The organism is Gluconobacter japonicus, assembly GCF_015244665.1.
Taxonomy (GTDB): domain Bacteria; phylum Pseudomonadota; class Alphaproteobacteria; order Acetobacterales; family Acetobacteraceae; genus Gluconobacter; species Gluconobacter japonicus.
On sequence record NZ_JABCQN010000007.1, the window covers coordinates 76489 to 103123 of the forward strand.

General features: G+C 57.8%; 23 protein-coding genes. 10 read left to right on the top strand and 13 right to left on the bottom strand.

The window, feature by feature from the left end; genetic code table 11:
* Positions 1–91: 91 nt before the first annotated feature.
* The gene (locus HKD32_RS12670; protein WP_194258165.1) at positions 92–2254 is read left to right on the top strand and encodes a TonB-dependent receptor; all 2163 of its coding nucleotides are present in this window, start codon (positions 92–94) and stop codon (positions 2252–2254) included.
* 40 nt (positions 2255–2294) lie between these two features.
* Here HKD32_RS12670 and dld read toward each other — a convergent pair whose 3' ends face one another.
* From dld to ileS, 5 genes are all read right to left on the bottom strand, one after another.
* Entirely contained in the window at positions 2295–4010 is a 1716-nt protein-coding gene (gene dld / locus HKD32_RS12675) for a D-lactate dehydrogenase (RefSeq protein ID WP_194258166.1), read from the bottom strand.
* A gap of 182 nt (positions 4011–4192) precedes the next feature.
* Positions 4193–6061, bottom strand: coding sequence for a DNA mismatch repair endonuclease MutL (gene mutL / locus HKD32_RS12680; protein WP_194258180.1), 1869 nt, complete (start codon positions 6059–6061; stop codon positions 4193–4195).
* A gap of 35 nt (positions 6062–6096) precedes the next feature.
* Positions 6097–6672, bottom strand: a complete 576-nt coding sequence (locus HKD32_RS12685) for a DUF3035 domain-containing protein (RefSeq protein WP_062504067.1) — start codon at positions 6670–6672, stop codon at positions 6097–6099.
* A gap of 49 nt (positions 6673–6721) precedes the next feature.
* Positions 6722–7234, bottom strand: a complete 513-nt coding sequence (lspA, locus tag HKD32_RS12690; RefSeq protein ID WP_082778436.1) for a signal peptidase II — start codon at positions 7232–7234, stop codon at positions 6722–6724.
* Positions 7234–10080, bottom strand: a complete 2847-nt coding sequence (ileS, locus tag HKD32_RS12695) for an isoleucine--tRNA ligase (protein WP_194258167.1) — start codon at positions 10078–10080, stop codon at positions 7234–7236. The genes lspA and ileS overlap by 1 nt, the downstream gene beginning before the upstream one ends.
* Positions 10081–10293: 213 nt before the next feature.
* Between ileS and HKD32_RS12700 the strand changes: the two genes are divergently transcribed.
* Together HKD32_RS12700 and HKD32_RS12705 are read left to right on the top strand one after the other, a co-directional pair.
* Positions 10294–11304 carry a TraB/GumN family protein gene (locus tag HKD32_RS12700; protein WP_228119021.1) on the top strand — a complete coding sequence of 337 codons (1011 nt, stop codon included), beginning with the start codon at positions 10294–10296 and terminating at the stop codon, positions 11302–11304.
* A gap of 86 nt (positions 11305–11390) precedes the next feature.
* Positions 11391–12143 (top strand): tetratricopeptide repeat protein, encoded by a 753-nt coding sequence (locus HKD32_RS12705; RefSeq protein ID WP_061930673.1) that lies wholly within the window; start codon positions 11391–11393, stop codon positions 12141–12143.
* Positions 12144–12187: 44 nt separating this feature from the next.
* On the opposite strand, the gene HKD32_RS12710 is transcribed toward HKD32_RS12705, so the two are convergent.
* The 8 genes from HKD32_RS12710 to HKD32_RS12745 all read right to left on the bottom strand — a co-directional run bounded on the left by HKD32_RS12710 (position 12188) and on the right by HKD32_RS12745 (position 19002).
* Positions 12188–14581 (bottom strand): TonB-dependent receptor, encoded by a 2394-nt coding sequence (locus HKD32_RS12710; protein ID WP_061930551.1) that lies wholly within the window; start codon positions 14579–14581, stop codon positions 12188–12190.
* 222 nt (positions 14582–14803) lie between these two features.
* Entirely contained in the window at positions 14804–15727 is a 924-nt protein-coding gene (locus HKD32_RS12715) for a bifunctional riboflavin kinase/FAD synthetase (protein ID WP_061930553.1), read from the bottom strand.
* The gene (mtnC, locus tag HKD32_RS12720; protein ID WP_061930556.1) at positions 15724–16404 is read right to left on the bottom strand and encodes an acireductone synthase; all 681 of its coding nucleotides are present in this window, start codon (positions 16402–16404) and stop codon (positions 15724–15726) included. Before mtnC ends, HKD32_RS12715 begins: the two co-directional genes overlap by 4 nt.
* A 9-nt stretch (positions 16405–16413) precedes the next feature.
* Positions 16414–16968: a 1,2-dihydroxy-3-keto-5-methylthiopentene dioxygenase gene (locus HKD32_RS12725; protein WP_061930558.1), complete on the bottom strand. Its 555-nt coding sequence runs from the start codon at positions 16966–16968 to the stop codon at positions 16414–16416.
* A gap of 3 nt (positions 16969–16971) precedes the next feature.
* Positions 16972–17598 carry a methylthioribulose 1-phosphate dehydratase gene (locus HKD32_RS12730; protein ID WP_061930561.1) on the bottom strand — a complete coding sequence of 209 codons (627 nt, stop codon included), beginning with the start codon at positions 17596–17598 and terminating at the stop codon, positions 16972–16974.
* A complete protein-coding gene (locus HKD32_RS12735) occupies positions 17598–17855 on the bottom strand; it encodes a twin-arginine translocase TatA/TatE family subunit (protein ID WP_194258168.1) in 258 nt (85 codons plus the stop codon). Before HKD32_RS12735 ends, HKD32_RS12730 begins: the two co-directional genes overlap by 1 nt.
* 71 nt (positions 17856–17926) lie before the next feature.
* Entirely contained in the window at positions 17927–18397 is a 471-nt protein-coding gene (locus HKD32_RS12740; RefSeq protein WP_061930569.1) for a CHAP domain-containing protein, read from the bottom strand.
* Positions 18394–19002: a regulatory protein RecX gene (locus HKD32_RS12745; protein ID WP_061930676.1), complete on the bottom strand. Its 609-nt coding sequence runs from the start codon at positions 19000–19002 to the stop codon at positions 18394–18396. Before HKD32_RS12745 ends, HKD32_RS12740 begins: the two co-directional genes overlap by 4 nt.
* 63 nt (positions 19003–19065) lie before the next feature.
* On the opposite strand from HKD32_RS12745, the gene HKD32_RS12750 reads away from it, so the two are divergent.
* The 7 genes from HKD32_RS12750 to HKD32_RS12780 all read left to right on the top strand — a co-directional run bounded on the left by HKD32_RS12750 (position 19066) and on the right by HKD32_RS12780 (position 26634).
* Positions 19066–20631, top strand: a complete 1566-nt coding sequence (locus HKD32_RS12750) for a D-aminopeptidase (RefSeq protein WP_061930572.1) — start codon at positions 19066–19068, stop codon at positions 20629–20631.
* A 151-nt stretch (positions 20632–20782) separates the two neighbouring features.
* Entirely contained in the window at positions 20783–21985 is a 1203-nt protein-coding gene (locus tag HKD32_RS12755; RefSeq protein ID WP_061930682.1) for an aspartate aminotransferase family protein, read from the top strand.
* A gap of 41 nt (positions 21986–22026) precedes the next feature.
* Positions 22027–22956 carry an ornithine carbamoyltransferase gene (gene argF, locus HKD32_RS12760; RefSeq protein WP_061930679.1) on the top strand — a complete coding sequence of 310 codons (930 nt, stop codon included), beginning with the start codon at positions 22027–22029 and terminating at the stop codon, positions 22954–22956.
* A gap of 47 nt (positions 22957–23003) precedes the next feature.
* Positions 23004–23885 carry an Hsp33 family molecular chaperone HslO gene (gene hslO, locus HKD32_RS12765; protein ID WP_061930685.1) on the top strand — a complete coding sequence of 294 codons (882 nt, stop codon included), beginning with the start codon at positions 23004–23006 and terminating at the stop codon, positions 23883–23885.
* Positions 23882–24946, top strand: a complete 1065-nt coding sequence (locus tag HKD32_RS12770) for a hypothetical protein (RefSeq protein WP_061930574.1) — start codon at positions 23882–23884, stop codon at positions 24944–24946. The genes hslO and HKD32_RS12770 overlap by 4 nt, the downstream gene beginning before the upstream one ends.
* A 24-nt stretch (positions 24947–24970) precedes the next feature.
* Positions 24971–25786 (top strand): hypothetical protein, encoded by an 816-nt coding sequence (locus HKD32_RS12775; protein WP_228119022.1) that lies wholly within the window; start codon positions 24971–24973, stop codon positions 25784–25786.
* A 137-nt stretch (positions 25787–25923) separates the two neighbouring features.
* Entirely contained in the window at positions 25924–26634 is a 711-nt protein-coding gene (locus HKD32_RS12780; protein WP_061930580.1) for a gluconate 2-dehydrogenase subunit 3 family protein, read from the top strand.
* The last annotated feature ends 1 nt before the right edge of the window (position 26635 follow it).

Below are 26635 nucleotides of genomic sequence, written 5' to 3' on the forward strand. Positions count from 1 at the left end.
AAACACCCGATATCGTTTGTCATAACTTTCTCATGGTAATGAATCTGTAACGTGACGTAAGTGAGAATAATTATCATTTACGGAAAGATAGATGACAACGTTCAAGACGACGGCCCTTGCGTGTGCAGGTCTTTCTCTCCTTGTGAGCAACACAGTTCAGGCTGCTTCCGAACAGCAAAATTCCATCACAGATAGCCAGAACCGGAAACCGTCTTCCGCAAAAGCTTCTCATAGAAGTGAGCATATTCATGTTCATGCGGACCCTCACTCCTATGCCGCAACTACCAGCAGCATCGCGGACAAGCTTCCGACGACATTCCTGCAGCAGACACAGACGACCAACGTCGTCACGCATCAGGTCATTGAGGACATGACGCCCCAAACCATGGAAGACGTCGCGAAATATGTGCCCGGCATCTCCATCGGCAATAATTTCGGCGGGACGCAGGATGATCTGATGAAGCGCGGTTTCGGAGCCACGGATGATGGTTCCATCCTGCGGAACGGCGTACGGATGCCAACAGGCCGCAACTTCGATCTTGCGACAACCGAACGGGTTGAGGTGCTGAAGGGACCTGCCTCCCTGTTTTACGGCATGCAGGAGCCGGGGGGCGTTATCAATGTCATTACCAAACAGCCACGCAAGACCTGGGGTGGCAGTCTTGGAACCACATGGTCTTCCCTTGGCGGTGGGTACGGGCAGGCTGATGTTGGGGGACCACTGACGAGTGAACTGAGCTTCCGGCTGATCGGATCTTTCAAAAACGAAAATTACTGGCGGAATTTCGGTTCGAACCGACAGAAGCTGGTTACCCCGTCCCTACATTTCGAACGAGGCCGTTTTACAGCCGATCTCTCCTATGAATGGGCCGAATATGACAACACTCTGGACCGGGGTGCCGTCTTCTCGAACGGTCACGCCATCAGCGGTCCCAGCAAACGACTGGATGAAAGCTGGGCACGCTCGTTCGGAGACCGACATCTGCTGGCGACAGGTTTCCAGTACCGCCTGACCGAGCATGACCGCATTCGTCTTTCCGGTGGCTGGAACCACGACAACTACCACGACAAACAGGCTGATCCTTCCGCCTACAATGCTGTGACCGGTGTGCTAACGCGGCGTTATCGCAGCAATACAGGCACGATACGTGCCAACGGCTATGTGTCTCTCGACTACATTTCCGATCATGTGCTGTGGGGCATGAAGCATGATCTTGTTGTGGGAACGGATTACGAAAACCGCCAGCAAAATCAGGGGGCTTTCATTGATGGCAGCCGACAGGGCGGTTTCTATCCCTCAAACCCCGTGTACGGGATGCTGAAGCCGGTTGGCCCGGTCAATGTTAACAACAGTGACTGGCGCCAGCATATCAACAATGCCTCTGGCTACATCAAGGACAACATCCATCTGGGTCATGGGCTGATTCTGGCGCCAGGGCTACGCTATCAGTGGTTCCATATTACTTATGGGGGTCGTCGCCCCTATGTGCAGACGACCGATTCTTCCTACACGAAACCCCTGCCCTTCGTGGCACTGGTTTACCAGCTTGGGGAAAACGTCTCATTTTACGGAGATTATTCCCAATCCTTCATCCCAAACCAGCTTGATGCCGGAAGTATCCTGGAAGGCGGGTACAAGCCGACCATGGGGCGTCAGTTTGAAGTTGGTGCCCGTTACCAGAACCGTTTCCTGACGGCTGATGTCGCACTCTACAACATTCACAAAAAGAACGTTCAGCAGTCTGCCGGACTGGATGACTCCGGCAACACAATCCAGCGCCTGGCTGGACTGGTTGGGTCCAAGGGCATTGAAGCCAGCATGACAGGAAAGCTGACCCGTCATCTGAGCATTCTTGCCAACTACGCTTTCACTTATGCCCGCATCCTACGCGATACACCGGCGGATGAAGGAAAGCTTGTCGCCAATGTTGCCAAGCATACGGGAGGTGGATACCTGACTTATGAAACGCCTCTTCCCTGGCTCAAGACAACCATGCGCATTGGCGCTGGGGCTCGGTATGTCGGTCGACGGGCGGGAGATCTGAACAACACGTTCTGGCTGCCAGCCTATACAACGGTTGATGCTTTTGCATCGTGGCATACGGGGCGCCTGCTGGGTCACGACACGTCTCTTCAGGTCAATGCCACCAACCTTGCCAACAAAGCCTATTTTGTCTCTACGGCAGGTACGCCCATGCGCGTTTCATGGGGGCAGGGCCGAACCGTCCATGTCGGGATTGAAGTCGGCTTCTAAAGAAAATCTGGTGTGTTCACCACACCAGATCATAGTCCGATCAAACGCTCTCGGCGACCCAGTTCCGCTTTTTGGTCGCCTTGCCAATGCCAGGATTGAAGCAGTTGCAGGGATCGAGACTGCGATAATGCTCTATCATTTCTTCCGGTGCGTCATAGAGGTGACCGACGTTATGCTCGGCTGGATATCGTGCCCCGCGCGCGTCCAGCCCTGGCAACATGGAATGTTCCACGGCCATGGCATTGTAGCCTTTCTTCACCACGTAATCCTGATGCATCACATGGCAGAAAAAGTGACCGTAATAGAGTTTGACAATGATTTTGTCTTCGATGTCCTGAGGCAGCGCCTCAAACCAGTCCTGGTCATTCCGACGCAGTGCCACATCAAGCGCCACAATGTCTTCTGCCGTCTTTGAATGGATGGCCCGATAGCGGATGGCGGCTCCGGCTGCTGCAAAACGATGCAGGAAGGCCAGCTTTCCTTCTTCTGGCGTACAGGCGAAGAAATCCCCTCCCGTTTGTGAGCGCCAGTTTTCCAGATAGGCTTTCACGGGTGCGGCCAGCTCGGCAGAGACCTTGAGCATCAGATGATGTTCGAAGCGGTCCCGGAACTCACACATCCGGGCGGGAAGCTGCTTGGGGATGATCTTGCTGAATGCCTGAAGCAGCAGATCGCTCAGATGGCCAGAAATACCGGGAATACGCTGTACGGCAATGTCGAACCGGGATTTCATGCCGAAGAACGTCGGCAGGAATCGCGTCCCCATATAGCGAATGATGGCGGTTGTATCCTTGCCATACACCTCGGCGATGTTGAACGCATCGCGATGAATGTATTCGCCCGCAATCGGCAGTTCATCGAAGCTGGTCAGGATATGACGGCGCAGGTCTTCAAGGTCATGCGTGCTGTTGGTGCCGATGTAGAACACGGCCGGGTTTCGGTTGGCCTTGAACGTATCGAGGCGAACAGCAAAGACCACCAGCTTGCCTGCACATCCTGCGGCTTCATGCCAGCGGTTCGGGTCCGCATTGAAGCGCGCTGGGGTTTCGGCATCCACGTCCCGGACGTGCTGGGCATAGCCCGCGTCATGACCGCGACCCGCGTTCCAGTCGATGGCATTTTCAGGAAACTGCCCGTTCTGCACGGCGCACAGGATCTGTTCTGGATCACCGTCCAGCCGGATGCCCAGATGATTGACGAGATGCAGCTTTCCATCTGCTCCCATCTGACCGAACAGGGCCATTTCCGTGAAAGCCGGCCCACGCTGGACAAGGGCGCCACCGGAATTGTTGCTGACTCCCCCCAGAACGGAGGCACCGATGCAGGAAGACCCGATCACGGAATGCGGTTCACGACCGATCTTGGCAAGTTTTTCTTCAAGAGCGTGCAAGGAGGAGCCTGGCAGACAAACAACCTGCCTGCCCTCACCGATCAAATGGATACCATCCAGTCGGTTCGTGCTGATGATGACGATCTCGCGGTCATAATCATTCCCGTCCGGCGTAGAGCCACCTGTCAGACCCGTATTAGCGGCCTGCATGATGATGATTTTTCCGCTCTCCGCACAGAGCTTGGAGGTTTTCCAGAGTTCGACAAGATTTCCCGGCTGAAGAACGGCCAGAACGTCTCCAAGGCCGAAACGGTAACCTTTGCGAAAACGGTATGTCGCGTTGGGCTTGGTGAGAACGTGGCGTCGGCCCACGACCGAGCGAAGAGTGTCGAGGAAAGCCGCGTTATCGCTGGACGTGGTCGACATGTCTGGAATGTTCCTTATGCCACAGACAGCCCCGTAGAATTAACCACAGGGCTGTCAGGGCGTGTTGAGTTCAGAGGTAAACATCTGTCGAAAGGCAAAGCCACAAAACAAGCCTCTGCAACGCGTATCGTCCATGCCTCAGGTCAAAGACGCATGTCACGATTAAGAGAGGATTATGGCCGCTATTTGATACGCCCGAACAGCCGCTCGATTTCGCTCCGCGTCAGCTTCAACCAGGTTGGGCGACCATGAGAACAGGTATTGGCGCGGGGCGTGCGTTCCATTTCCCGCAGGAGCGCATCCATTTCTTCAGGTTTCAGGCGTCGTCCGGCCCGAATACTGCCATGACACGCCATGCGGGCCAGAATAGCATCCAACCGGTTGGAGAAGCTGTCCGTATTGCCAGCCTCAAGGTCTGGATCATTGGCCAGTTCATCCGCGACATCCCGCAGAAGGCCCTGAACATCCTTCGTCCCTAAAAGGGCGGGAACGGAGCGCAGCAATACGCTCCCCGGTCCGAAAGACTCCAGATCCATTCCCAGTCGGGACAGGTCTTCGGAACGTGCCAGCAGCGCCTCTGCCTCACGGCGGGGAAGGTCAATGACTTCCGGCAGAAGAAGCGCCTGCGAACGAAGCGCTCCACTGGCGTATTGTTCCCGCAGACGTTCATGCGTCAGACGTTCATGCGCGGCGTGCTGATCCACAAGAACAAGATCACCATCCGGAGCGACGGCAATGATGTAGGTATCGAAAACCTGTGCGACGGAGGCCCCCAGCGGAAAGGCTGGGTCCAGATGTTCCGGAACAGGCTGAGGCGGACGCGCGGCAGGGGTAAATCCGGCGTCCTGCTCTGCAAACCCTGAACGCTCAGTCTGCGGTATCGATGAAGTAGAAGGGCGAGAAAGTGAAGGAGCAGCAAAAGGAAGTGTGGCCGGAGCATCAGCGCGAACAGGCGGATTGACCGGCACGTCCAAACGGGGCGGATAGGAAATGGATGGGCGCGAAGGACGGATGCCGAAGCTGGCATGAATACCGCCGCCACCGCTGGAACCATGTCCCAGGGCGCGGCCCAGTCCGCCAATCACCAACGCCTTCACTTCCGCTTCGTCTGCAAAGCGCAGTTCCGTTTTGGCGGGATGGACGTTCACGTCCAGCCGTTCCAGCGGCACCTTGAGGTGGAGCGCCATCACGGGAAAGCGGCCACGCTCAATGACAGGACGATAGGCGACACGGATCGCCGTCCGGAGCATAGGGTCTGTCACCGGGCGATGATTCACGAGAATGAACTGGCCCGATCCGGTCGCACGGGTTTTTGCCGGGCCGCAGGCAAAGCCGGACAGGCGGATATGGCCCCGTTCTTCGTCCAGCGGAATCAGTGTGTCAGGCGTTGTATCGAGAACCGCAGCGGCCCGGGCGACCGGGCTTTGTTCTGGCAGATCGAACAGAAGCTTGTCGTCCAGAATAACCCGCATGGCGCACTGCGGTGCGCTCAGAGCCAGTCTCCGCATGACGGATTCGGCGTGACTGTTCTCGACGCGTGCGCTTTTAAGGAACTTGCGACGGGCGGGTGTGGCGAAAAAGAGGTCTGTCACCACGATCCGCGTCCCGACGGGGCCAGAAGACGGCTGTGGTGGCGTGATGATGCCGCCATCGACACGGAGACACCATGCCGTATCGGCCTCGGACGTGCGGGAGGTTATGGACAGCCGGGCACTGGCGCCGATGGAAGGGAGTGCTTCCCCGCGGAACCCGAGCGTACGAATCTGGACAAGCCGTTCGTCCTGCAATTTGGAGGTACAGTGACGCTGAACAGCCATTTCCAGCTCTTCAGGCGTCATGCCGCAACCATTATCGGTCACGTCGATACGGTCTGTGCCCCCTGCGCGTAATGCGACGACAAGGCGCGTGGCCCCGGCATCAATCGCGTTTTCGACAAGCTCCTTGAGTGCCGCCGCAGGACGTTCGATGACTTCACCGGCCGCAATCAGGTCAACGACATGACCTGAGAGGCGGCGGATAACAGGGCGAAGAATTGACGATTTTTCAGACAGGACTGTGTCTCACGATCCTGGAGGAACGTGCTGTCTTACAGCACGCCCAGAAAATGCGTGGCCTTTTTCTTGACCGTCGGTGTGGCGCCTGTAGCGGGATTGCGCCCCAGAGCCGAGTTCTCACGGATACGACGGTTTTCGGCGTCTCCATCCACAACAGAACCAGCCTGACCGCCCTTCCAGAACATCAGGTTATCAACGAAACCAGCGTCGGCTGCTCCAAGTTCCGCATTGTTCGGCGCATTGGAGGCCTTGTCCGCTTGACCAACCAGCGCGGACTGACCGCTGCTGTTCTCACCTGTGATCGGGTGGAGAGCCGTATCAGGCGAGAGGGTTTCCAGCGCCTGCATACGCGGGCTCTCGTCCGGGCGATGGGCATCATCAGCGCCCGGAAGCTGCATTTTCTCTGAAGGCGGCATGGAGAGCGGTGCACGCGTCGTGACGGTGTATTCGTCCGGCATGTAGCGTTCCATGCCGAAGGCGCGCTCCAGATCACTCCCTGAGCAACCGGACAGCATCAGGCCAAATGAAGCGATTGCACCCATCTGTACGCTGAGACGGGCAACTGGAAGACGGTTACGGCGCATTGAGGGACCCTGGGACGCGATCATGATGGGATAGTCCTACAGTCCGCGCCGCGTGGGGGCAAGCTCCGCTTGTTCAGCGCGGCTGACTGTTACGTTCAGCAAGAAGGGAGTCGATCAGCCAGACGGCCACGCCGCAGACGATACCGGCATCCGCCACGTTGAACACATACCAGGACCAACCAAACGCATGCGCGTGCAGAAAGTCCACGACCGCGCCATAGCGCAGACGGTCAATGACGTTGCCGATAGCACCGCCAGCAATGGCGCCACAGGCTCCGGCCACCAGCGTGCGGCGGGTCTTCGTCATGGTCCAGACCAGCAGGCCGACAGCCAGCAGCGAAACCGTGCAGAAGACCAGTGGGCCTTTGCTGCCCAAGCCACCGAACATTCCGAACGTCACGGCATGGTTCCAGACCATGGTGAAGTTCAGGAATGGCAGAATCTGGACGGACCCTTTCTCTGGCAAATTATAGCCGTAGAGAATCCAGTCCTTGCTGGCCTGATCCAGAACGAGGACCAGAACCAGAAGGGCAAGCCCCAGAACAAGCCGCCCCATGCGGCTCATACCTTCCTGCCAGAGGGACATCAGGCACTCACCACGCTGACGCAGCGGTTGCACAGATGCGGATGTTCAGTGTTTTCACCAACATCAGGCAGAACCTTCCAACAGCGGGCACATTTGTGACCAGGCGCACGCTCGACCTGCGGCCCCCCGTGAGCCGTCTCGCCAGGCAGCAGTTCGATCTCTGCATGGGACGTAATGAGCAGTTCAGCCCAGTCGACCCCCGTGAGAGACGCGGCTTCTTCCTGCGAGATCGGCAAAGTGACACTGGCTTCGAGGGAAGCTCCGATCGTACCGTCACGGCGGGCTGTTTCCAGCTCTGTCGTGACAAGGCGACGATAGGCGCGGATTTCGTCCCAGTTTGCACCAAGTTCCGGGTTATTCCACTCAGCATCCGGTTCAAAGAACTGCTCCAGATGGATGCTGCTTTCTTCACCGAAACGGGCGTTCCAGGCTTCTTCCGCTGTGAAGACCAGCACCGGAGCAAGCCATGTGCAGAGCGCGCGGTGCAGGATGTCCAGAACCGTGCGGGCCGCACGGCGCGTTGGGTCAGACGGCGCATCGCAGTAGATCGCGTCCTTGCGGATATCGAAATAGAAGGCCGACAGATCTGTTGTACAGAAGCCGTGCAGCGCCGGGTAGACGCCGACCCACTGGTGCGTTTCAACCGCCTTACTGATCAGGCCACGCAGTTCAGACAGGCGGTGCAGGATATACTGCTCAAGCGGCGGCATTTCGGCATACGAGACAGCTTCCTCTTCCGTGAAGCCATCCAGCGCGCCCAGCAACCAGCGCAGGGTGTTGCGCAGGCGGCGATAGAGTTCGCCCTGCTGCTTGAGGATCTCGTTACCGATCCGCAGATCTTCGTTGGTGTCGGAGTTCAGAACCCACAACCGCAGAATGTCAGCGCCCAGCGAGTCCGTCACATCTGCCGGAGCAATGACGTTGCCAAGGGATTTGGACATCTTGCGGCCCTGCTCGTCCAGCACGAAGCCGTTCGTCACAACAGCCTTGTAAGGGGAGACGCCGCGGGTGCCGACACTTTCCAGCAAGGACGACTGGAACCAGCCGCGATGCTGATCAGAGCCTTCAAGATACAGGTCTGCCGGGAAATTCAGGCCTTCCTGACCCAGCGCGAACTGGTGTGATGAGCCGGATTCGAACCAGACATCCACGATATCGAAGACCTGTTCGTAGTCCGCAGGATCACGGTTAGGGCCGAGGAAAACAGCTGGGTCTGTATCGTACCAGACGTCCGCCCCCTTTTCGTTGAAGGCCTTGACGATACGGCCCATGACTTCTGTATCACGCAGGACTTCGCCACTCCGCTTCTCGACGAAGACGGCAATCGGCACGCCCCAGGCGCGCTGACGGGAGATGCACCAGTCCGGACGCTGTTCGACCATGGAGGTCAGACGGCGACGGGCGGCTTCCGGGACGAACGTGACGGGATCAAGCGCCTTGAGGGCTTTCTCGCGCAGCTTGGTTTCGCCATCCATCGCAATGAACCACTGAGGCGTAGCGCGGAAGATGATCGGAGCTTTGGAGCGCCAGGAATGCGGATAGGAATGACGGATCTTGCTGCGGGCCATTAGGCCGGCTGCAGGGGCGTCATCATGTTCAGCAGACTGGCGGGCTTCCGTCAGCAGATCGCAGACTGGATCGGCGGCCTTGAAGACATGGATACCCTCGAGATGCGGCACCCATGAGGCGTAGCGACCGTCATCCTGCACCAGTTCTGGTACTTCGATGCCGAACTGGCGGCAGACGATAAAGTCATCCTGACCGTGCGACGGCGCCATGTGCACAAGGCCCGTACCAGCGTCTGTCGTGACGAAATCGCCCGGCAACATCGGGACATCATATTCGTAGCCACGGCCACGCAGCGGATGGGCGGCGATGGCGCCTTCCAGCGCACTGCCAGGCAGCGTGTAGAGGATATGATGAGCACTGATCCCGGTTTCGGCACAGAACGCCTCGACACGGTCTTCCGCGATCAGGAGACGCGCGCCCTGCGGCACAACGCTGGCTTCCGTGATCTCGTCAGCACGCAGAACCACATAGGTGATGTCCGGGCCGTAAGCCAGTGCACGGTTGGCCGGAATGGTCCAGGGCGTCGTGGTCCAGATGACGGCTGAGACGCCTTCCAGCGCATCGCCGGGGGTCGGGTCTTTCAGGATCGGGAACGCGACGAAGATCGTGGTGGAGTCGACGTCGTGGTATTCGATCTCGGCTTCGGCCAGAGCGGTCTTTTCAACCGGGCTCCACATGACGGGACGCAGGCCACGATACAGACCGCCGTTCAGCAGAAATTTGCCGATTTCCGCCACGATTTTGGCTTCGGAGCTGAAGTCCATCGTGACGTAACGGTTAGCCCATTCCGCCTGAACGCCGATCCGCTTGAAGTCTTCCGCCTGCTTGCTCACCCATTCGGCGGCGTACTGGCGACATTCCGCGCGGAACTGGAGCAGGGGCACCTGATCCTTGTCCTTGCCGGCCTTGCGATACTGTTCCTCAATCCGCCATTCGATCGGCAGACCATGACAGTCCCAGCCCGGCTGATAGCGGACTTCGAAACCAGACATACGATGCGCGCGGTTGATGACGTCTTTCATCACCTTATTGAGCGCATGGCCAATGTGAATGTGCCCGTTGGCGTAGGGCGGTCCGTCATGCAGCGTGAAGACCGGGCGTCCCTTCCCTTCCTCACGGATCTTGCCGTCCAGGTCCATGGCGGCCCAGCGAGCCAGCGTTTCAGGCTCGCGCTTCGGCAGGCCGCCCCGCATGGGGAAGCTGGTGCGCGGCAGGAACACGGTGTCGCGATAGCGATCCTGCTGTTCTTTAAAGGTCGTATCGGACTTGTCGGACATGGGACGGGCCAACTTTGGTCATTCACACAAAATAAGGGGGACCATATGGAGATTGGGCGGGGATGCGGTCAAGTCTTCTCGAAGGAAACCCCTGCTTCCAAACAGCGGAAAGACGTCTTTATGTGTGCCGGAGACGCTTTTTCAGCAAATTTCACGGCGAATGCGGCAGTTCCGTGAAAAAACTTTCCGCTGGATTGTTTTGGCAGGGCCGTCATGGTGGGCTTCAAACCGTATTATTTCTGCGTTGAAAGCATTCTGATGAAAAGACTTTGGCTGGCCGCCCTTCTTTTTGCGGTTCCCATGCAGGCAATGGCTCAGGCGTCGCGCTGCCCCGCACCGACCTCCGTCCCCCCAAAGTCTGAACTTCTGCACCTTCTGATGACAGCGCAGGATCGTGGCTTTCTCTGGAAAATCACAAAAGATGGTCATTCTTCCTGGCTCTATGGGACCATTCATGCCTCCCGGCAGGAATGGATGTTGCCCGGCCCCCTGACACGCATGGCCATGATGAAAAGTAATATCGTTGCTCTGGAATTGAATCTTCAGGACCCGGCAACGCTTGCAACGTTGCGCAAACCAGAAGATCCAGACCGCCTGCAACATCTGATCCAGACAGGGCGGAAGAAGAAGCTGGATGATCTGGCGGAAACGCTATGCCTGCCAGTCGCCAATTTCTCGAAAACGGCTGTGGGGCTGGAGGCTGCCGGGTTGAGTACAGCCGTGGGGCGTGTGGACGGATATTATCCGGACTATGCTGCTGATCTTGTGATTCAAGGCATAGCAGGCGGCATGAAGAAAGATCTCATTGCGCTGGAAGAGGCCCAGACCCAGCGCGATCTGGTCATTGCTGCCAATCAGGCCGATGAAGACGATTTCATTGATACCACCATCAAAAATATCTCTTCTGGCGAAGCCCGCACGGATGAGAAACGCATCGTCGAGATATGGGGGCAAAGCGATGTGACACAGCTCCAGCACTACGATGCATGGTGCAAATGCCTTCGCACCCCCAAAGAGCGGGCCGAAACCAAGCGTCTTCTGGATGACCGGAACATTGAGATGGCACGGAAAATCCTGTCGCTGCACGAATCCGGGAAATCCTTGTTCGTTGCCGTTGGTTCCTTGCACATGGCGGGATCCAAAGGTCTTCCGGCTCTGCTGAAACAGGATGGTTTTAACATCCAGCAGGTTGTTCCAGCCGCGACTGGTCCCAGCGCGCTTTAACCTGATACCGGCTTTGCCAGACCTGACGCAGAGGATACACTGAGCTCGCAGTATCCTCTGCTTCGGCTGGCATGGATGAGTTCGACATGAAGCGTGTTTTCAGAAAAGTTTTTCCGCTTCGGAAAGAGCCAACTCCAGTTCCGCCGCTGCCTGAAAATATTGAGGACATCCGGCAGAAAGCCCTGAAAGGGCATCATCTGGAAATTGTGCAGTGGGGGCAGGTTCTGCTGGACAGTGTGTATGTTCCCAAGGATCCCGCTGGCGCGCTGGAATGGTTTACGATTGCTGCAAAAGCAGGGTTTGGGCCGGGCCATAACATGCGAGGCCGGTGCTTCCAGTTTGGATGGGGATGCGACCAGAATCTGACCGAAGCGGCACGCTGTTATGAAGAAGCGGCCAAAGCTGGGGATGAGTGGGGCCGATACAATCTGGGCATTCTAACCATGCGCGGGATCGGTCAGCCTCAGGATCTGCCCAAGGCACTCGATCTGTTCCGAACAGCAGCACAGAACGGCCATGCAAAGTCCATGAACCTGTATGCGCGCTTTCTGGAGGAAGGCTGGGTTGTGTCGCAGGATCGTGCGGCGGCTCTGGACTGGTATCGGAAGTCCGCTGAAGGCGGGGATTACCGGGGACAGCATAACTTCGCGACGGCACTCGCGGATACGGGTAAGATTGATGAGGCTCTGGACTGGTGGCGCAAGGCTGTTGTGGATGCCACGTCTGACATTCTGCTCGCGATGAACCAGAAGCTCGTTTTGTTAGGGGAAAAGCGCGATACGGCGCTGGAAACCCAAGTCCAAAAACGGCTGCAGGAACTTGGTATTCCCGCGCCCTAACCGTTCGGTTATCAGGCCGGCATGACCCGGCCTGATGTTTCAGATCAGTATGTTGCGGAAATATTCGCGAGGAACGAGCGACCGACAGACGGCGTCGCACGATCCGAAAAAAGATTGCTGTAGTTGAGACGGTTATCGAGGTTGTAGCCGTTCATGGCGATACGCCAGTGCTTGCCAAAATTATGGGAAATAACAGCATCCCACTCCATCGTCGCAGGCACGCGCGCTGTATTGGCCGCGTTGAGCCACACCCCGTCACGCCATGTCAGCCCACCGCCGAAGGTAAGATTCCAGGGCTTGTTGGGCGCGATTGTGTAGGTGGACCAAATGGTCGCGGAGTTCTTGGGAGCATACTGGATCCGCTTACCCACGTTTGCTGCCGTCAGGGAACTGACGGTGGTCGCATCGTAGTAGGCGTAGGTGCCGATCATGGTCCAGTTCTTCAGGATTTCGCCTGAAACACTGAGTTCGACGCCCTGGTTGCGCTGGCTGTCGCTGGATGAGGAAACGGTGCCCGTAGAGGCGTCCGTCATGAGGGCATTCCCCTTTTCAAGACGGAACACCGAGGCTGCGAATCCCATACGCCCCTGAAACGCATTATATTTGGCGCCGAGTTCATAAAGGCTGCTGCGCTCCGGGCTGAATCCCTGCGTGGAGGATTTCAGAGGCTCGGAACTGTTGGTCACATACAGGCCCATAGGGGTCGTAGATTGTGCCCAGTTAAAATAGACCATGATGTTACTGGTCGGCGTGTACATGAGGCTGACAGTCGGATTGAAAGTATCCTGCGTCTGCCCGTAGGACACGCCTGCCCCGGTCGTTCCGCCGTTGGCCGAGTAGTGGCTGTCCCAGTGATCCCAGCGGAAGCCGCCTCGTACGGAGAACCAGGACGTCAACCAGATCTGGTCAGAGAAGAACGCGCCGACATCCGTGGCGTCACCTGTCTTGTACAGCGCATGTCCGACACCGGAAATATTGACGAGATTTCCACTATACTGCCCGACCGACCCAAGCAGCAGTCCCGGCTGTGTGGACGATGGGTGCAGCAGGCTTGTGGTGTCTTTCTGCGTGCCGTTCTGGCCATTGAAATTATAGGCTTGGTTCGTGCGCCGGTCATACACATGCTCGATATCCACACCGGCAATGATCTCGTGACGCAGGCGCCAGGTCGAGAACTTTGCGACGCCAGAAAACACATCTTGCACGGACCAGTCATTCTGCTGGTAGGGCTCCGGCCCACCAAGATGTCCACGACGATTGACCTGGCCAGCAGCAGGGTTTGTGAAAAATTCAGCCGCGCAGGTCGTGTCGCAGCCGGGCTGGGAAGCTGAGAAATACCGACTGTACAGTCCGCCGCGCAAATCATTGTACAGGGTGATATATTTGCTGAGATCGAACTTGAGGCGGCCGGTCAGCATGTCCACGTTCGAGACATCCTGATCATAACTCGTTCCATACCAGTTGTTCCGGTTCAGGCCATATTCCGTAGCAGGCTTCGCAATGGCTGTTCCCGGTTTTGTAATCACTGGAACGCCGTAATCCGGAATACGGTTATCGGTCTGGTGGAAATATTCGAGCGTAAACGTCGTTCGCTTGCCGAGGCCAAATGCAATGGAGGGCGCTATGCCCCACCGGTGGGAATAAACATCGTTCCGGCCAACCGTATTGTTCTCGTTTCCCATGCCGGTAATGCGGATGGCTGTGGACTCACCAATTTGCTTGTTGAAATCGAGCGTTCCACGCGCATAGTCGCCAGATCCACCTGAAAGACTGGCACCGTAGCTGTCCCCCAGATGCGCGACTTTTGTGGTGATATTGATGGCGCCACCGGTCGTACCATTGCCGAAGACTTCCGAAGATGGTCCCTTGATGACGGTAATGTGGTCGTAATCGAAGCTATCGCGTGTGTAGACGCCGAAATCACGCAATCCATTCTCGTAGATGTCGTTCTGGGCCTGAAAACCGCGGATCAGGAACTGGTCTCCCGCCATTCCGCCCTCGCCCTCCCCAACAGACGCTGTGATGCCCGGGACATTCCGCAGGGCTTCATCCAGGGATTTCACGTTCTGCTGCTCCATCAGGGCCTTGGGGACCACGTTGATGGTTTGCGGTGTATGCAGAACGTCCTGAGGCATGCGGCTGATGCCCAGGGGCGATTGCAGAATGTTCATGGGAGAACCGACAACATGCAGATGCTCTGTCTCGGCAGCGGCAGCTTCGATGCTGTTCGCCTGCGTGGAGACTGGCTTTTGCACAACGGGTTCAGGTTGGGTTTTCTGAGGTGCAGGAGGCACAACAGCCTGATGGCGACGTCCTTGCGGATGCTTGACTTTATGATGTGGCGAACCGCTCTGGGCGTAGGCCGCAGAAGAGACCAGAGTTAGGCTTGCCGCGAGGGAAACGGCCCCCAGAGGGCGGTTAGAGTGTTTCGAGGACATCGCATCAGGATCCTGTCGTGAGGATAAAAGCGACTTCCTTAGAGAGATAATGCGAATTATTCGCAATATAGCGAATGGCCTTATTTACACATTAAATCATAATATAGAAATTAAGTGACATATTTACCACGCAGGCTTGAGCTGAGCGGGAGAGCGCAAAAAAGAAAGCCGCTCTCGAAATGAGAAGCGGCTTTCTAAAGCAGTATCATGACGACGCGCGAATCAAGCGGACAGGAGAGCCCGAGCCTCCTCGGCGTCCTGAGTGATCCGGGCTTTAAGTTCATCCAAACCGGAAAAGCGCTTTTCTTCACGCAGCAGGGCGATCAGAGCAACGCTGAGAGTCTTGCCGTACAGGTCTTCTGAGAAGTCGAACAGATGTGCTTCCAGCCGGCTTTCCTGACCATCATTGATCGTTGGCCGACGGCCAAGATTGGCGACGCCGGGAATGATGCGTCCGTCAGGCAAGGTCACGCGAACCGCATAGACGCCCCGAGCGGGTTCAAGATGCTGCCCGAGAGGGATATTGGCCGTTGGGAAACCGAGAAGACGGCCTCTCTGGTCCCCGTGTATGACGGGACCGACAATGGACCAAGGTCTTCCCAGCTCCTGAGCAGCGCGTTCGGGATAGCCTTCCTGGAGCAGGCGACGAATCCTGCTGGAAGAGATGGGACCACCTTCATCCGTAAGCTGAGGCACGATCGTGAGTCCAACCCCATGGGGGGACAAAAGGGCTTCGAGAGTCTCCGTATTTCCTGTCCGACGGTGCCCGAAAGCAAAATCCGCCCCGCAGGCAACATGCACAACACCCAGATGGCGGAGCAAAATATCCTCTACGAAGGCTTCAGCACTCAGATGTGAAAAAGCCTCATCGAACGGAATCTGGAAAACTTCAGAAACGCCCTGCTCTTCCAGCGTCTGCGCCCGAACGGACGGGAGCATCAGGCGACAGGGAGGGTCCTGCGGACGGAACAGTTCTCTTGGGTGCGGGTCGAACGTGACGACCGACAGCGGATGATCCGGGCGGGCAGCGCGCAGAGCGTGCAGCAGATGAACATGCCCGCGGTGGACACCATCAAAATTACCGAGGGCTGCGACGGTCCCGCGCGCGCTTTCTGGTATGGATCGCCAGTCCGTATGCAGGGTCATACGGGGAGACTGAACTTCTGGGTGACGTCGTTCAGGTCAGCCGCGTGAGGCGCACCCTCATGGGGGACGGTTTTATCCTGCGAGCGCACAAGCTGACAGATCTGAAGTCCAGCCTCTTTCGCGGCGTCCAATTCTGCGCCGATATCGGACAGGAAAAGAATTTCTTCTGGCTTCAGAGCGCAGGCCTTGGCGATTTCCGTATAGGACGCGGCATCTTTCTTGCCGCCTGTCGACAGATCGAAAAAACCGTCGAACAGAGACGTCAGATCACCCTGTTCCGTATAGCCGTACAGAAGCTTCTGGGATGGAACGGAGCCCGAAGAATACACCGCCAGACGCAGACCGCCTTTGGACCATGCCTTCAGGGCTGGCGGCACGTCTTTGTAAAGATCCGCCCGGAGGGTGCCATCTTCGAAGCCCTGCCGCCACGTGATGCCCTGCAACGTCTTAAGCGGGGCGGCTTTCTCGTCCTTTGCCATCCAGTCCTGGCAAACCTTTAGCGGGTCTTCGCCGGGATGGGAGATCGCGATGTCTGCCCGCGCAGCAACAACCTGTGGGTTCGTATGGTCTTCGATCAGGGCTGGCAACGCCTTGGCCGCATAAGGGAACATGACGTCCCGCACGAAAGAGATCGGCAGGGTTGTGCCTTCGATATCAAGCAGGACGAGACGGATCATGTTGGGCTTTCAGGAGGCCGGTGAGACATCTGCGGGGAAACGCTCGGCAATGTCGTCCCCAGTATATTTGGCAATCCAGCCGGTCGTATCGGTGAAGACACGCAGGGCGACCACATCAGGCGACGGGCCGGCATCGAACCAGTGCGGGATGCCTTCCGGCACGGAGATCAGGTCTCCGGCGGTGCACAGGACGGAATAGATCCGGCCATGAATATGAAGAACGAACGCGCCCTGACCGTGCACGAAGAAACGGACTTCATCTTCGCTATGCGTGTGTTCGGAGAGAAACTTCTGGCGCAGTTCCGGCAGATTGGGTGTGGAGGCGTTGATACGTACGACATCCGCACTGCCTGCGCCCGTCTCGCCCATCAGGGTATCAAGATACGGGCGGTAAGCGGCAAGTACTTCATCCGTCGTCGCATCCTTGGGGGGCGTAACAGGTGCCGCCCAGCGTTCGAAACGGATGTTGTGCGGGCGCAGCGTCTCCGCGATTTCGCCAGGAGACGTTACGTCCAGAAGGATCGTGTCGGGGCTATCGTCCCGATAGACGGTCAGTCTGCTCATGGTTCAGCGTGCCTTCTGAAGACGGGCGAGATGACAGGCGAGCAGGAACTCCAGGCCCTCAAGACGTGCGAGAGCCGTGAACATGTCCTTGCCCCAAACGTAAACACCGTGCCCGCGGATCAGGTAGCCCAGACGCATATCCGGCAGCTTCGGAGCAACAACTGTCGCAAGCCGGGCAATATCCTGATCGTTGTGAAACAGAGGCAAATCAAGGCTGGTCTCATGAGTCGTCTGGCCTTCAAAGACCTTTAGAACCTCATAACCTGCCAATGTGATGGCGTCTGTTGGCTCATCCATGGACAGGATGGTGGCCGCAACGGAATGACCATGCAGCACAGCACCGATCGACGGATCATGCGCGTAAAGCTGGGTGTGCAGCAGAGTCTCGGCGCTGGCGCGATTGGCGGGGTCGAGCGGCACGCCTTCAGGAGTGATCTGGATCACGTCCTGTTCCATCAGGAAGCCCTTGTGGCCCCCAGAACGTGTGATGGCGATACGGCCATCGTCCAGACGCATGGACAGGTTGCCAGCCGTAGCCGGAACCCAACCGCGCTGATCCATCCGCTGGCCAGCCCGGACAATCTGCCGGGCGGCCTCGGTCCATGCCGTATCAGACGTCGCGTTCAACATCAGACCTGCGTACGGTGCGTATCGCTGTTGGTGGTCGTCTGGCTGTAGCCGGGCGACTGGTTGGGAGGCGAGATGTGACCAGGCGGCTGGGTGTTTTCAGGCGGCGTCATGCTCTCGTCTTCGCCCATGTTCTTCTTGAAGGATTTGATTCCCTTCGCGAAGTCTCCCATCAGGCCGCTGATCTTTCCACCGCCGCCAAATACGACGAGCAGGACGACCGCCAGGATCAGCCAGTGAACGGGGCTCATGCTGCCCATAATGTATTACTCCGAAAAGCCAAGGCTACACCTTCATGTGGCAAGGCTTGGGCGTTTGTGCAAGCGTTCGCTCAGGACGCATCATCCGGACCGGAGGCCGAAACGAAGCCGTAGGTTGGATAGGCCCTGCGTCCCAGGCCGTGAATGGGTGCCCACCAGACGCGAACGAGCGTCCAGTCATGATCGGGTGAAACATCCGTAATGGGAACATTGCGATCAATGCGTCCCGGTTCCCAGTTAGCATGGTCCACAAGGATCGTACGTGAAGAAATCTGTCGTCGCACGATGGAAACGTGTCCGCTGGGTACGCGCGACGTCGCGCGGAAGACCAGAACCGAGCCCGCTATGGGACTATGACTGCGAGCGTAGTGCCCGGCGGACTGACGCCACCATGAGGCTGCGTCTCCCCGAAGCTGGAGGCCAGTTCGGGAGCGGGCATAAGGTGCGCACTGGAGGGGACCATTGAAACTGGCGCGGCTGAATTCACGGCTTCCCCCACAGGCCGTGAGGGATAACAGCAGGCAGAGCGCAAGTTTCTTCACGGGCGGCTCCGGAATGCGATGATCCGGTCTTCTGCTTCCTCAGGGTCCATTTCAAGGGCTGCCTGCACGACGTCTCGTGAAAAGCCATTACGGGCGAAGATTCCCATGACGCGCATCAGGTCTTCCTGCGGTCGATCCGGACGACAGAAAGGCCCAACACGACGCTTGCGCGCCAGAACGAGTGCGGCGGCGAGTTCGGCCTCATGGGCGGAATCGTCAGATCGTTCGCCCAGCGATTCGTTGAGCGCGTCCTGTGTCACGTTCTGATCGACGCCTTTGGTCGCCAGATGGGCAGCGACGGCACGGCGGGAACGTCCGGTGCGCGTCAGGTTCAGGGCGCGGGAACGTGCAAATCCGGCATCATCCACTGCGCCCAGTTCTGTCATGGCGGAGACGACATCATCTACGGCAGGACGCAGGGAAGCGATCGTAGCTTCAGCCTCTTCTTCAGGCAGACCGGCTCGAACAGCGCGTGTTGCCCAGCGGCGCAGACGCCGGTCCAGCATCTGGCGCAGGCCGTGTTCGGTTGTGGCGAAACGGGCCAGATGAGCCAGAGCCGTTTCACGCAACACCTTGAAATCGGGAGCGGTTGGAATGTCCTCCATAGAGAGGGAGTATGCTGCCAAGTAGGCATTTACGGCAAGATCGGATGAGGCCATCATCGCCCCATGAGCGACTCTTTTTCAGCCCGTCTCGAGGCGGCCGTCTCCGCCATTCCTGCCCGCTATCCCGGCCCCGGCGGGGCTGTTGCCGTTGTAAAGGACGGCGAAGTTCTGGTGCGCCATACCTGGGGATACGCCAATGCGGAACGGCGGCTTCCGTTTACGCCCTCTACCCTGTTCCGCATGTGCTCGATCACCAAGCAGTTTACCTGCGGTGTGATGCTGGATCTTTTTCAGGACCCCACAGAACTGGATGGGGATGTGGATGACCGCCTGCCCCAGCTTGATGAGCCTGCTCCGGGCGCACTGCATCTGGCACATAACCAGTCAGGCCTGCGGGATTACTGGGCCGTGGCGATGCTGCATGGCGCACCGATCGAAGGAGACTTCGGAGACCGGGAAGCGCGCCGCGTTATTGATGGAACACGCACCCTCCAGTTCCAGCCAGGCACGTCCTACTCCTATGTGAACCAGAACTTCCGCCTTTTATCCGATATTCTGGAAGACAGGACGGGACGGAGCTTTGCGGAACTGCTTCAGACGTCCGTGTTCAATTCTGCCGGTATGGAACGTGCCATTCTGGCGGCCGAGACCCGCGCCATGCCGGACGGGACGGTCGGCTATGAAGGCACTGTTGAAAGCGGCTTCCGACCGGCGATCAACAATGTTCTGTGGACAGGCGATGCCGGACTTGGTGCCTCGCTGGATGACATGATTGCCTGGGAGCGCTTCATTGACGCTACCCGTAACGATCCGGAAGGGCTTTACAATCGCCTGACAAGCCCGGTGACCTTTCTGGATGGTACAACTGCCCCCTATGGTTTTGGACTACAACGCACCTCCATGTTCGGGCGGGATATGACGATGCATGGCGGTGCCCTGCGAGGCTGGCGTTCGCATCGTCTGCATGTGGCATCGGAGCGACTGTCCGTGGTGGTGATGTTCAATCACATGGCACCCGCTCAAGTAGCCGCGGCGCAGATTCTGGCCGCCGCCCTTGGTGTTCCTTATGAGCCGGAGCGGACGACCCAGCAGCCACTTGAACTTTACGGGACGTATCTTGAGCAGGAAACGGGCCTGTCTGCCCGAATCGAACCAGCACCGGGTGGTGCGCAGCTTCGCTATCTGATGGTTCCTGAAATGCTGGAAGGCGTTGCTCCTTCACGGGCAGAAACGCAGACCGTCCGTGTGGTGCGTCAGGGCGACGAAGTTCGCATGGAGCGTCCCGGTGAGAACCGGGTCGGTATTCTAACGGCGTGTGATGAAACGCCGGGCGAGGATATTGACGCTCTTAAAGGTGTCTATCGCTGCGAAGAGCTGGATGAGGCAGAAGTCACCATCACACTGACAAATGGTGTCGTTTACGGCGGTTTCTCAGGCATTCTCGGAAATGGACGTATGGAGCCACTCCAGAGACTGGCGAAGGATGTGTGGGTTCTGCCCTGTCCGCGCGCTCTGGATCATACTGCCCCGGGAGACTGGACACTGGCCTTCGAGCGGGATGCCGCAGGTGTAAATGCGCTTCGCGTTGGATGCTGGCTGGCCCGGGATCTCGTTTACAGGCGTGCCTGAAGCCGTTCTTTCCCCGCAAGGGGTTTGACGGATCGCATTTCTGCCGCACAGTATGTGTCTGCGGAATCTTTGGCCCTGCCCCGGGCGACCGGGGCAGGGTTTTCCGATTCTGCAGCTTTTCATTCACCCCGATTCAGGATCGTCGATCATCATGATCTCCGCCCTCATGCCCAATTACAAACGTGCCGACCTTGCTTTCGAGCAGGGCGAAGGCGTCTGGCTGACGGCATCGGACGGGCGACGATATCTGGATTTCGGGGCTGGCATTGCCGTCTCCTCCCTTGGCCATGGACATCCGAAGCTGGTGAAGACCATCGCGGATCAGGCTGCGAAGGTTATGCATGTCTCGAATCTTTATCGCATTCCGCAGGCTGAAAAACTGGCGGATCTTCTGGTGAAGAATTCGTTCGCGGACTCTGTCCTGTTCTGCAATTCGGGCGCGGAAGCCAACGAAGGCATGGTGAAGATGATTCGCCGCGCCCAGTTTGAGAACGGCCATCCGGAACGGACGCGTGTTCTGTGCTTTGACGGCGCTTTCCACGGTCGGACGCTGGCCATGATTTCCGCCACAGGGAACCCCGCCTATCAGAAGGGTTTCGGCCCTGTTGTCGAAGGCTTTGACCACGCGCCGTTCAACAACACGAACACGCTGCGGGCGGCCATCACACCGGAGACGGCTGGTATTATCGTCGAGCCAATTCAGGGTGAGAGCGGCATCAAGCCGGCGACGGAAGTCTTCATGAAGGCCCTTCGTGCAGTTTGTGACGAACACGGTATCTATCTGGGCTTCGATGAAGTTCAGACAGGGGTTGGCCGGACGGGCAAGCTGTTCGCGCATGAGTGGTATGGCATCAAGCCGGACGTCATTTCCATTGCCAAGGGGATTGGTGGCGGCTTCCCGCTTGGGGCTGTTCTGGCGACGGAAGAGTTGGCCAAGCACCTGACGCCGGGATCTCACGGCACGACGTTTGGCGGCAATCCGCTGGCCTGCGCGGCCGGGACAACCGTTCTTGAAGAAGTCCTCAGCCCTGGTTTTCTGAACCACGTTCAGAGCGTTGGAGAAACATTTGGCGCCCTGCTCCAGGACGTTGTGAAACGCTCTTCCGGGGTGTTTGACGATGTGCGCGGCATGGGCCTGATGCGTGGGCTGCACTGTGTGCCCCCGGTCGGTGAGGTCATGCCGTTTGTAACGGCGGCTGGTCTTTTGACGGTTGGAGCGGGGGACAATGTTCTGCGTCTTGTGCCGCCGCTGATCGTGACGGAAGAAGACTGCAAAATTGCGTGCAACAAACTGATTGAGGCAGCCGAAGCCTTTGTGGCTGCCGGGAAACTGGAACAGGAGACAGTGTCGTGAGTCTGGCTATCGCCCCCCGGACGGTTGGAACGGAACAGCAGATGCCACGGCATTTTCTTGATATTCGAGATTTCAGCGGAGATGTCATCCGACAGATCATTGATCTGTCGGCACGCGTCAAAGCCTTGCAGAACAATCGTGCACGCCCCCTTCATCCGGAGCGCCCCCTTGAAGGTCGGACCCTTGGCCTGATGCTCGCACAGCCTTCCACCCGGACACGTGTATCGTTCGAAGTCGGCATGGGTCAGCTTGGCGGGCAGGTTTCGGTGCTGTCGCCAGGGGACATGCAACTCGGGCGCGGGGAGACGATTGCGGATACCGCGCGCGTTCTGTCACGCTTTCTGGATGTGATTGTTCTGCGAACGGGCAAGGATGAAAACCTGCGCGAACTGGCAAAGTGGAGCACTGTGCCAGTTATCAACGGTCTGACGCCGGTGTCCCATCCGATCCAGATTCTGGCCGATGTTCTGACGTTTGAAGAGCATCGCGGCCCGATTACCGGCAAGACGCTGGCCTGGATTGGCGATGGCAACAATGTTGCGACCTCGCTGATGGAAGCTGCGGCTCTGCTGAAATTCAATGTGCGTCTGGCAACACCTACCGGATTTGCACCCAGTGAGCGTGCGGTACGATGGGCGCGCGAAAATGGCGCTTCCATCGAAATCTTCCATAATCCGGCTGAAGCCGTTGCCGGAGCAGATGCTGTTCTGACAGACACCTGGGTCAGCATGGGGGACAAGGACCGCGAAGAACGCCTTGAAGCCTTCCGCCCTTACCAGGTGGATGCTGCCCTTATGGCGAAAGCTGCGCCTGAGGCCCTGTTCCTTCACTGCCTCCCTGCCCATATCGGGGAAGAAGTGACGGCGGATGTTTTCGAAAGCCCGGCGTCGGTTGTTTTTGATGAAGCGGAAAACCGGCTTCATACGCAGAAGGGCCTGCTTCTCTGGGCCCTTGGGAGAGAAAACGGGTGATCGATACACCTCCATTTCTTGACAGGGACCGTCCCAACGTCCCGAACATGGTTGTTTCCGGAGGGATTGTTCCCTTCCATCTGGAGCGCTCGCCGGTGCGGGGGCGCCTTGTCAGGCTGGGGAAACTGGCTGACGCTATCCTCGCCCGTCATGACCTGCCGGACGTTGTTCTGGAACTGGGCGGTCAGGCGTTGGCCCTTGTGGCGGCCATGGCTTCTGCCCTGAAGTTCAAAGGCTCTTTCTCCCTGCAGATCAAGGGCGATGGACCGGTCACGATGCTGCTGGCGGATGCGACGGATACTGGTGATCTGCGCTTTATGGCACGTCTTTCAGAAGACGCGGATCCAGAGAATCTTCCGCAGACAACGCCCGAGCTTCTGGGCAATGGGTTCATGGCGTTCACGATTGATCAGGGGGCGGATATGGACCGCCATCAGGGCATCGTGGAACTGACGGGAGACACACTCTCCGGCATGGCCATGCACTACTTCCAGACCAGCGAGCAGCATGATTGTCTGATCCGGTTGTTCTGCACGAAGACGCTGGAAGGCTGGCGGGCCAGTGCGCTGGTTCTGGAACGCATTGCTGCGGAAGGTGGCATTGAAGCCACCGCGCAGGATAACGATGCGTGGGAAACGGCCTGTACGTTTGCCGAAACACTCCAGCCTGTTGAAATTTTTGATGAAGATCTAGGCAGTGGGGATCTGATCTATCGTCTGTTCGGGACGTTGGATGTGCAGATCGCGACCCCCCGCGCTCTGGCTTATGGCTGTCGCTGTTCGCGCGCCCGTCTTGCGGCGGTACTCGACAGGTTCAGCACGGGCGATCTGGACCATATGGTTGAAGACGGAGCCATCACGATGAACTGTGAGTTCTGTAATGTCGGTTTCCGCTTCACCCGCGACGAACTGGGAGACAAGCCTGAATGACGACTTCGCTGCTGGATGGTATCGAGATTGATGGTGCGCCTGCCGGGGCGCTTTATCCCGGATGGGTCGCAATCCAACGTCAGCCGGTCGTCGGGCAGTTCGAAGTTGTTGTTTTTCAAGACGAGGTCAGTCGCAGACAGGCCTGCTGGTGGCTGGAGAACGGAATTTACAGGGGTAGCCATGTTCTGGCCTTGGCTCCACCTGTTCAGAACGATCTTCTGACCGCGATGGATCCTCTGTTCTGGCCTTTGGCGGAAGGCGTTCTGGGAGAGGATATCAGGGAAGATGCACGCATCTTCAGAACGGATCTTCCCGAAGTTGCCTTTCGTGAGCTTTCAGGGGCCTGGCTGGGACGCCATGCCCCTCATGCCATCTTCATCGCGGCAGGCCATGCGGATAGCGGGGAAGCCCTGACCTGCCCGGACGGAAAACCCGTCGCAGAAGGACGGATGAAAGCCCTGCTTTCTGCAAAGCGCAGTGGTGGTGCACTGATTGTGTCTTCGCCGTTTTCGGCCTTGCCTGTTCGTGCCCAGATTGAGATGAAACTGGGGGTTTCCGCGACTGCCTACCGGTTTTATGACGAAGCCGAGAACACTGTCTTCTACCTTATCTGGGATGAAACAGCGCCGGACCGTCGACCGTCTTTCTATTATCCCAAAGGCCCGCTGCTAATCAGCGATGCCCCTTCCGGACCGCTCTTTCCCGGTTGGATTCTGGAATGGTTTGCCAGTCATTCAGATCATGCAGAGACAATCCGTTCAGCGCGTCCGTTTCTTCCGGAAGATTTTGGAGTAGGTCAGGCGTCGTCGTTGCGCACCCCCAAAATCCCTCGGGATGATCGACCCGCCGCTCCGCTTGCTTCTACAGAGGCTGCACACTCTGTCAGTACGTCTTCAAGACCTGACCCCACAGAGGCCCAGACCGCGCCAGAGCCTGTGGCGGCTCCACAAAGATCCTTTTTACCGGAGCTTCCACTGGAGACCGCTCCGGTATTAAAGTCAGAGCCTAAAAAGGGGCTGTTCGGACGACTGAAATCCCTTTTGGACCGCCATAGCAAGTAGGTTTCGGGAGACTGGGTGATGGGTATGAGACGCTGGATCGGAGCAAGTGCTCTGGCTTTTTCCCTTGCTCTTGGGGGATGTGCAGACGATGAGCCTGCGCAGACATTCCCACCAGCCGATTATAGCTATCTGTCCCAGCTTCACCTGAATGTTGCTACGATCAATATTCAGGACGAGGCCGTTCCCTCCCCAGGCACACTGAGCGCCAAAGCCCCTACTCCGCCTGATCAGGCGCTCAAACAGATGGCCAGCCAGCGTCTTGTTGCCAGCGGGCAGACCGGACAGGCGGATTTCATCATCAAGCAGGCCTATATCTCTGCTACAGGAGAGAATGCCATTTCTGGCGCGATGGATGTGCAGTTGAATGTTGCGGATGCGGGTAACTTGCACACAGGTTATATTCATGCCCGGATCAGCCGCAAACTCGACACCGGCTCCAGGAGCGCCACCTCACGTGCCTCCCTGTATGAACTGACCAATCAGATGATGCAGGACATGAATGTCGAACTGGAGTTTCAGATCCGCAAGAAGCTGATGAGCTGGATGACGGATGCCATCGGGAATCCACTCGTTGATGGCGGGGTCAAACAGCAATCTCTTGGCACGCCGGGTACTGTGGCCTCTCCGGCAGTTGTACCCTCCGTCACAACCCCGCCCACGACCACCAGCGTTCCGCAGGCAGCTCCCGTCTCAACTCAGCCCAGTGTGCCAGATGCCATTTTCCCGACTGGCTCAGGCGATGATGGCACGTCCGTGGTTCCTGCTCCCAAACAGAAATCCCCTCCCATGGGAACTCTGCAATTACCGTCCTCCTCGCAGACCTCTGGTTCAAACGGTTAAAATCATCCTCCTCGTGGGGTTGTGATCGCGTAGGGTCTGGCGTCAGACCTGACGCTTATTCTATGGGGTCATGCCCTTACTCATTTCGGATATGTTCATTTCCCGAACATGGCCCCACCCTCGTTCTGGAGACAACTGTGCCCCCGAAGGAACCAACCCTGACGCGCCCCCGTCGCCGTAGTTTTGTCAAAGGCCTTCTGGGCTCTACGTCATTCTGGATGGTGAGTGGACATTCCCACTGGGCTGAGGCTCTGGCGCAGGAAGCACAGAAGCCTTATCAGCCCACGTTCTTCACGCCTGATGAATACCGTTTTCTGGAAGCTGCGACGGAACGTCTTTTCCCACAGGATCAGCACGGATCAGGGGCACGCGCCTTAGGTGTCGCCGAATTTATTGATCGACAGATGGAGTCTCCGTACGGGCATGGAGACAACTGGTACATGTCCGCCCCTTTTGTACAGGGACCGGCCAATCTTGGGTATCAACTCCCCTTTGTCCCTCGTGATCTGTACCGGAAAGGTATCGCAGGGCTGGAGGCCTATACTCATCAGCAGCATGGAAAAGTTTTTGCCGATCTGCCCCTGGCCGCACAAGAGCAAATTCTGACAGCACTTGAAGGCGGGTCTGTCCCACTTGGCGACGTTCCGGGACGTGTTTTCTTTGAGCAATTACGCACGAATACGATGGAGGGTGCTTTTGCCGACCCTCTTTATGGCGGCAATAAAGGGCTGGGGGGCTGGCTCATGCTCGGCTTTCCGGGTGCCCGCGCCGATTTCATGGACTGGGTCAATCAGGACGGAGAGGCGTATCCCTTTGGCCCGATTTCGATCTCGGGTGAGACGGCCTGAG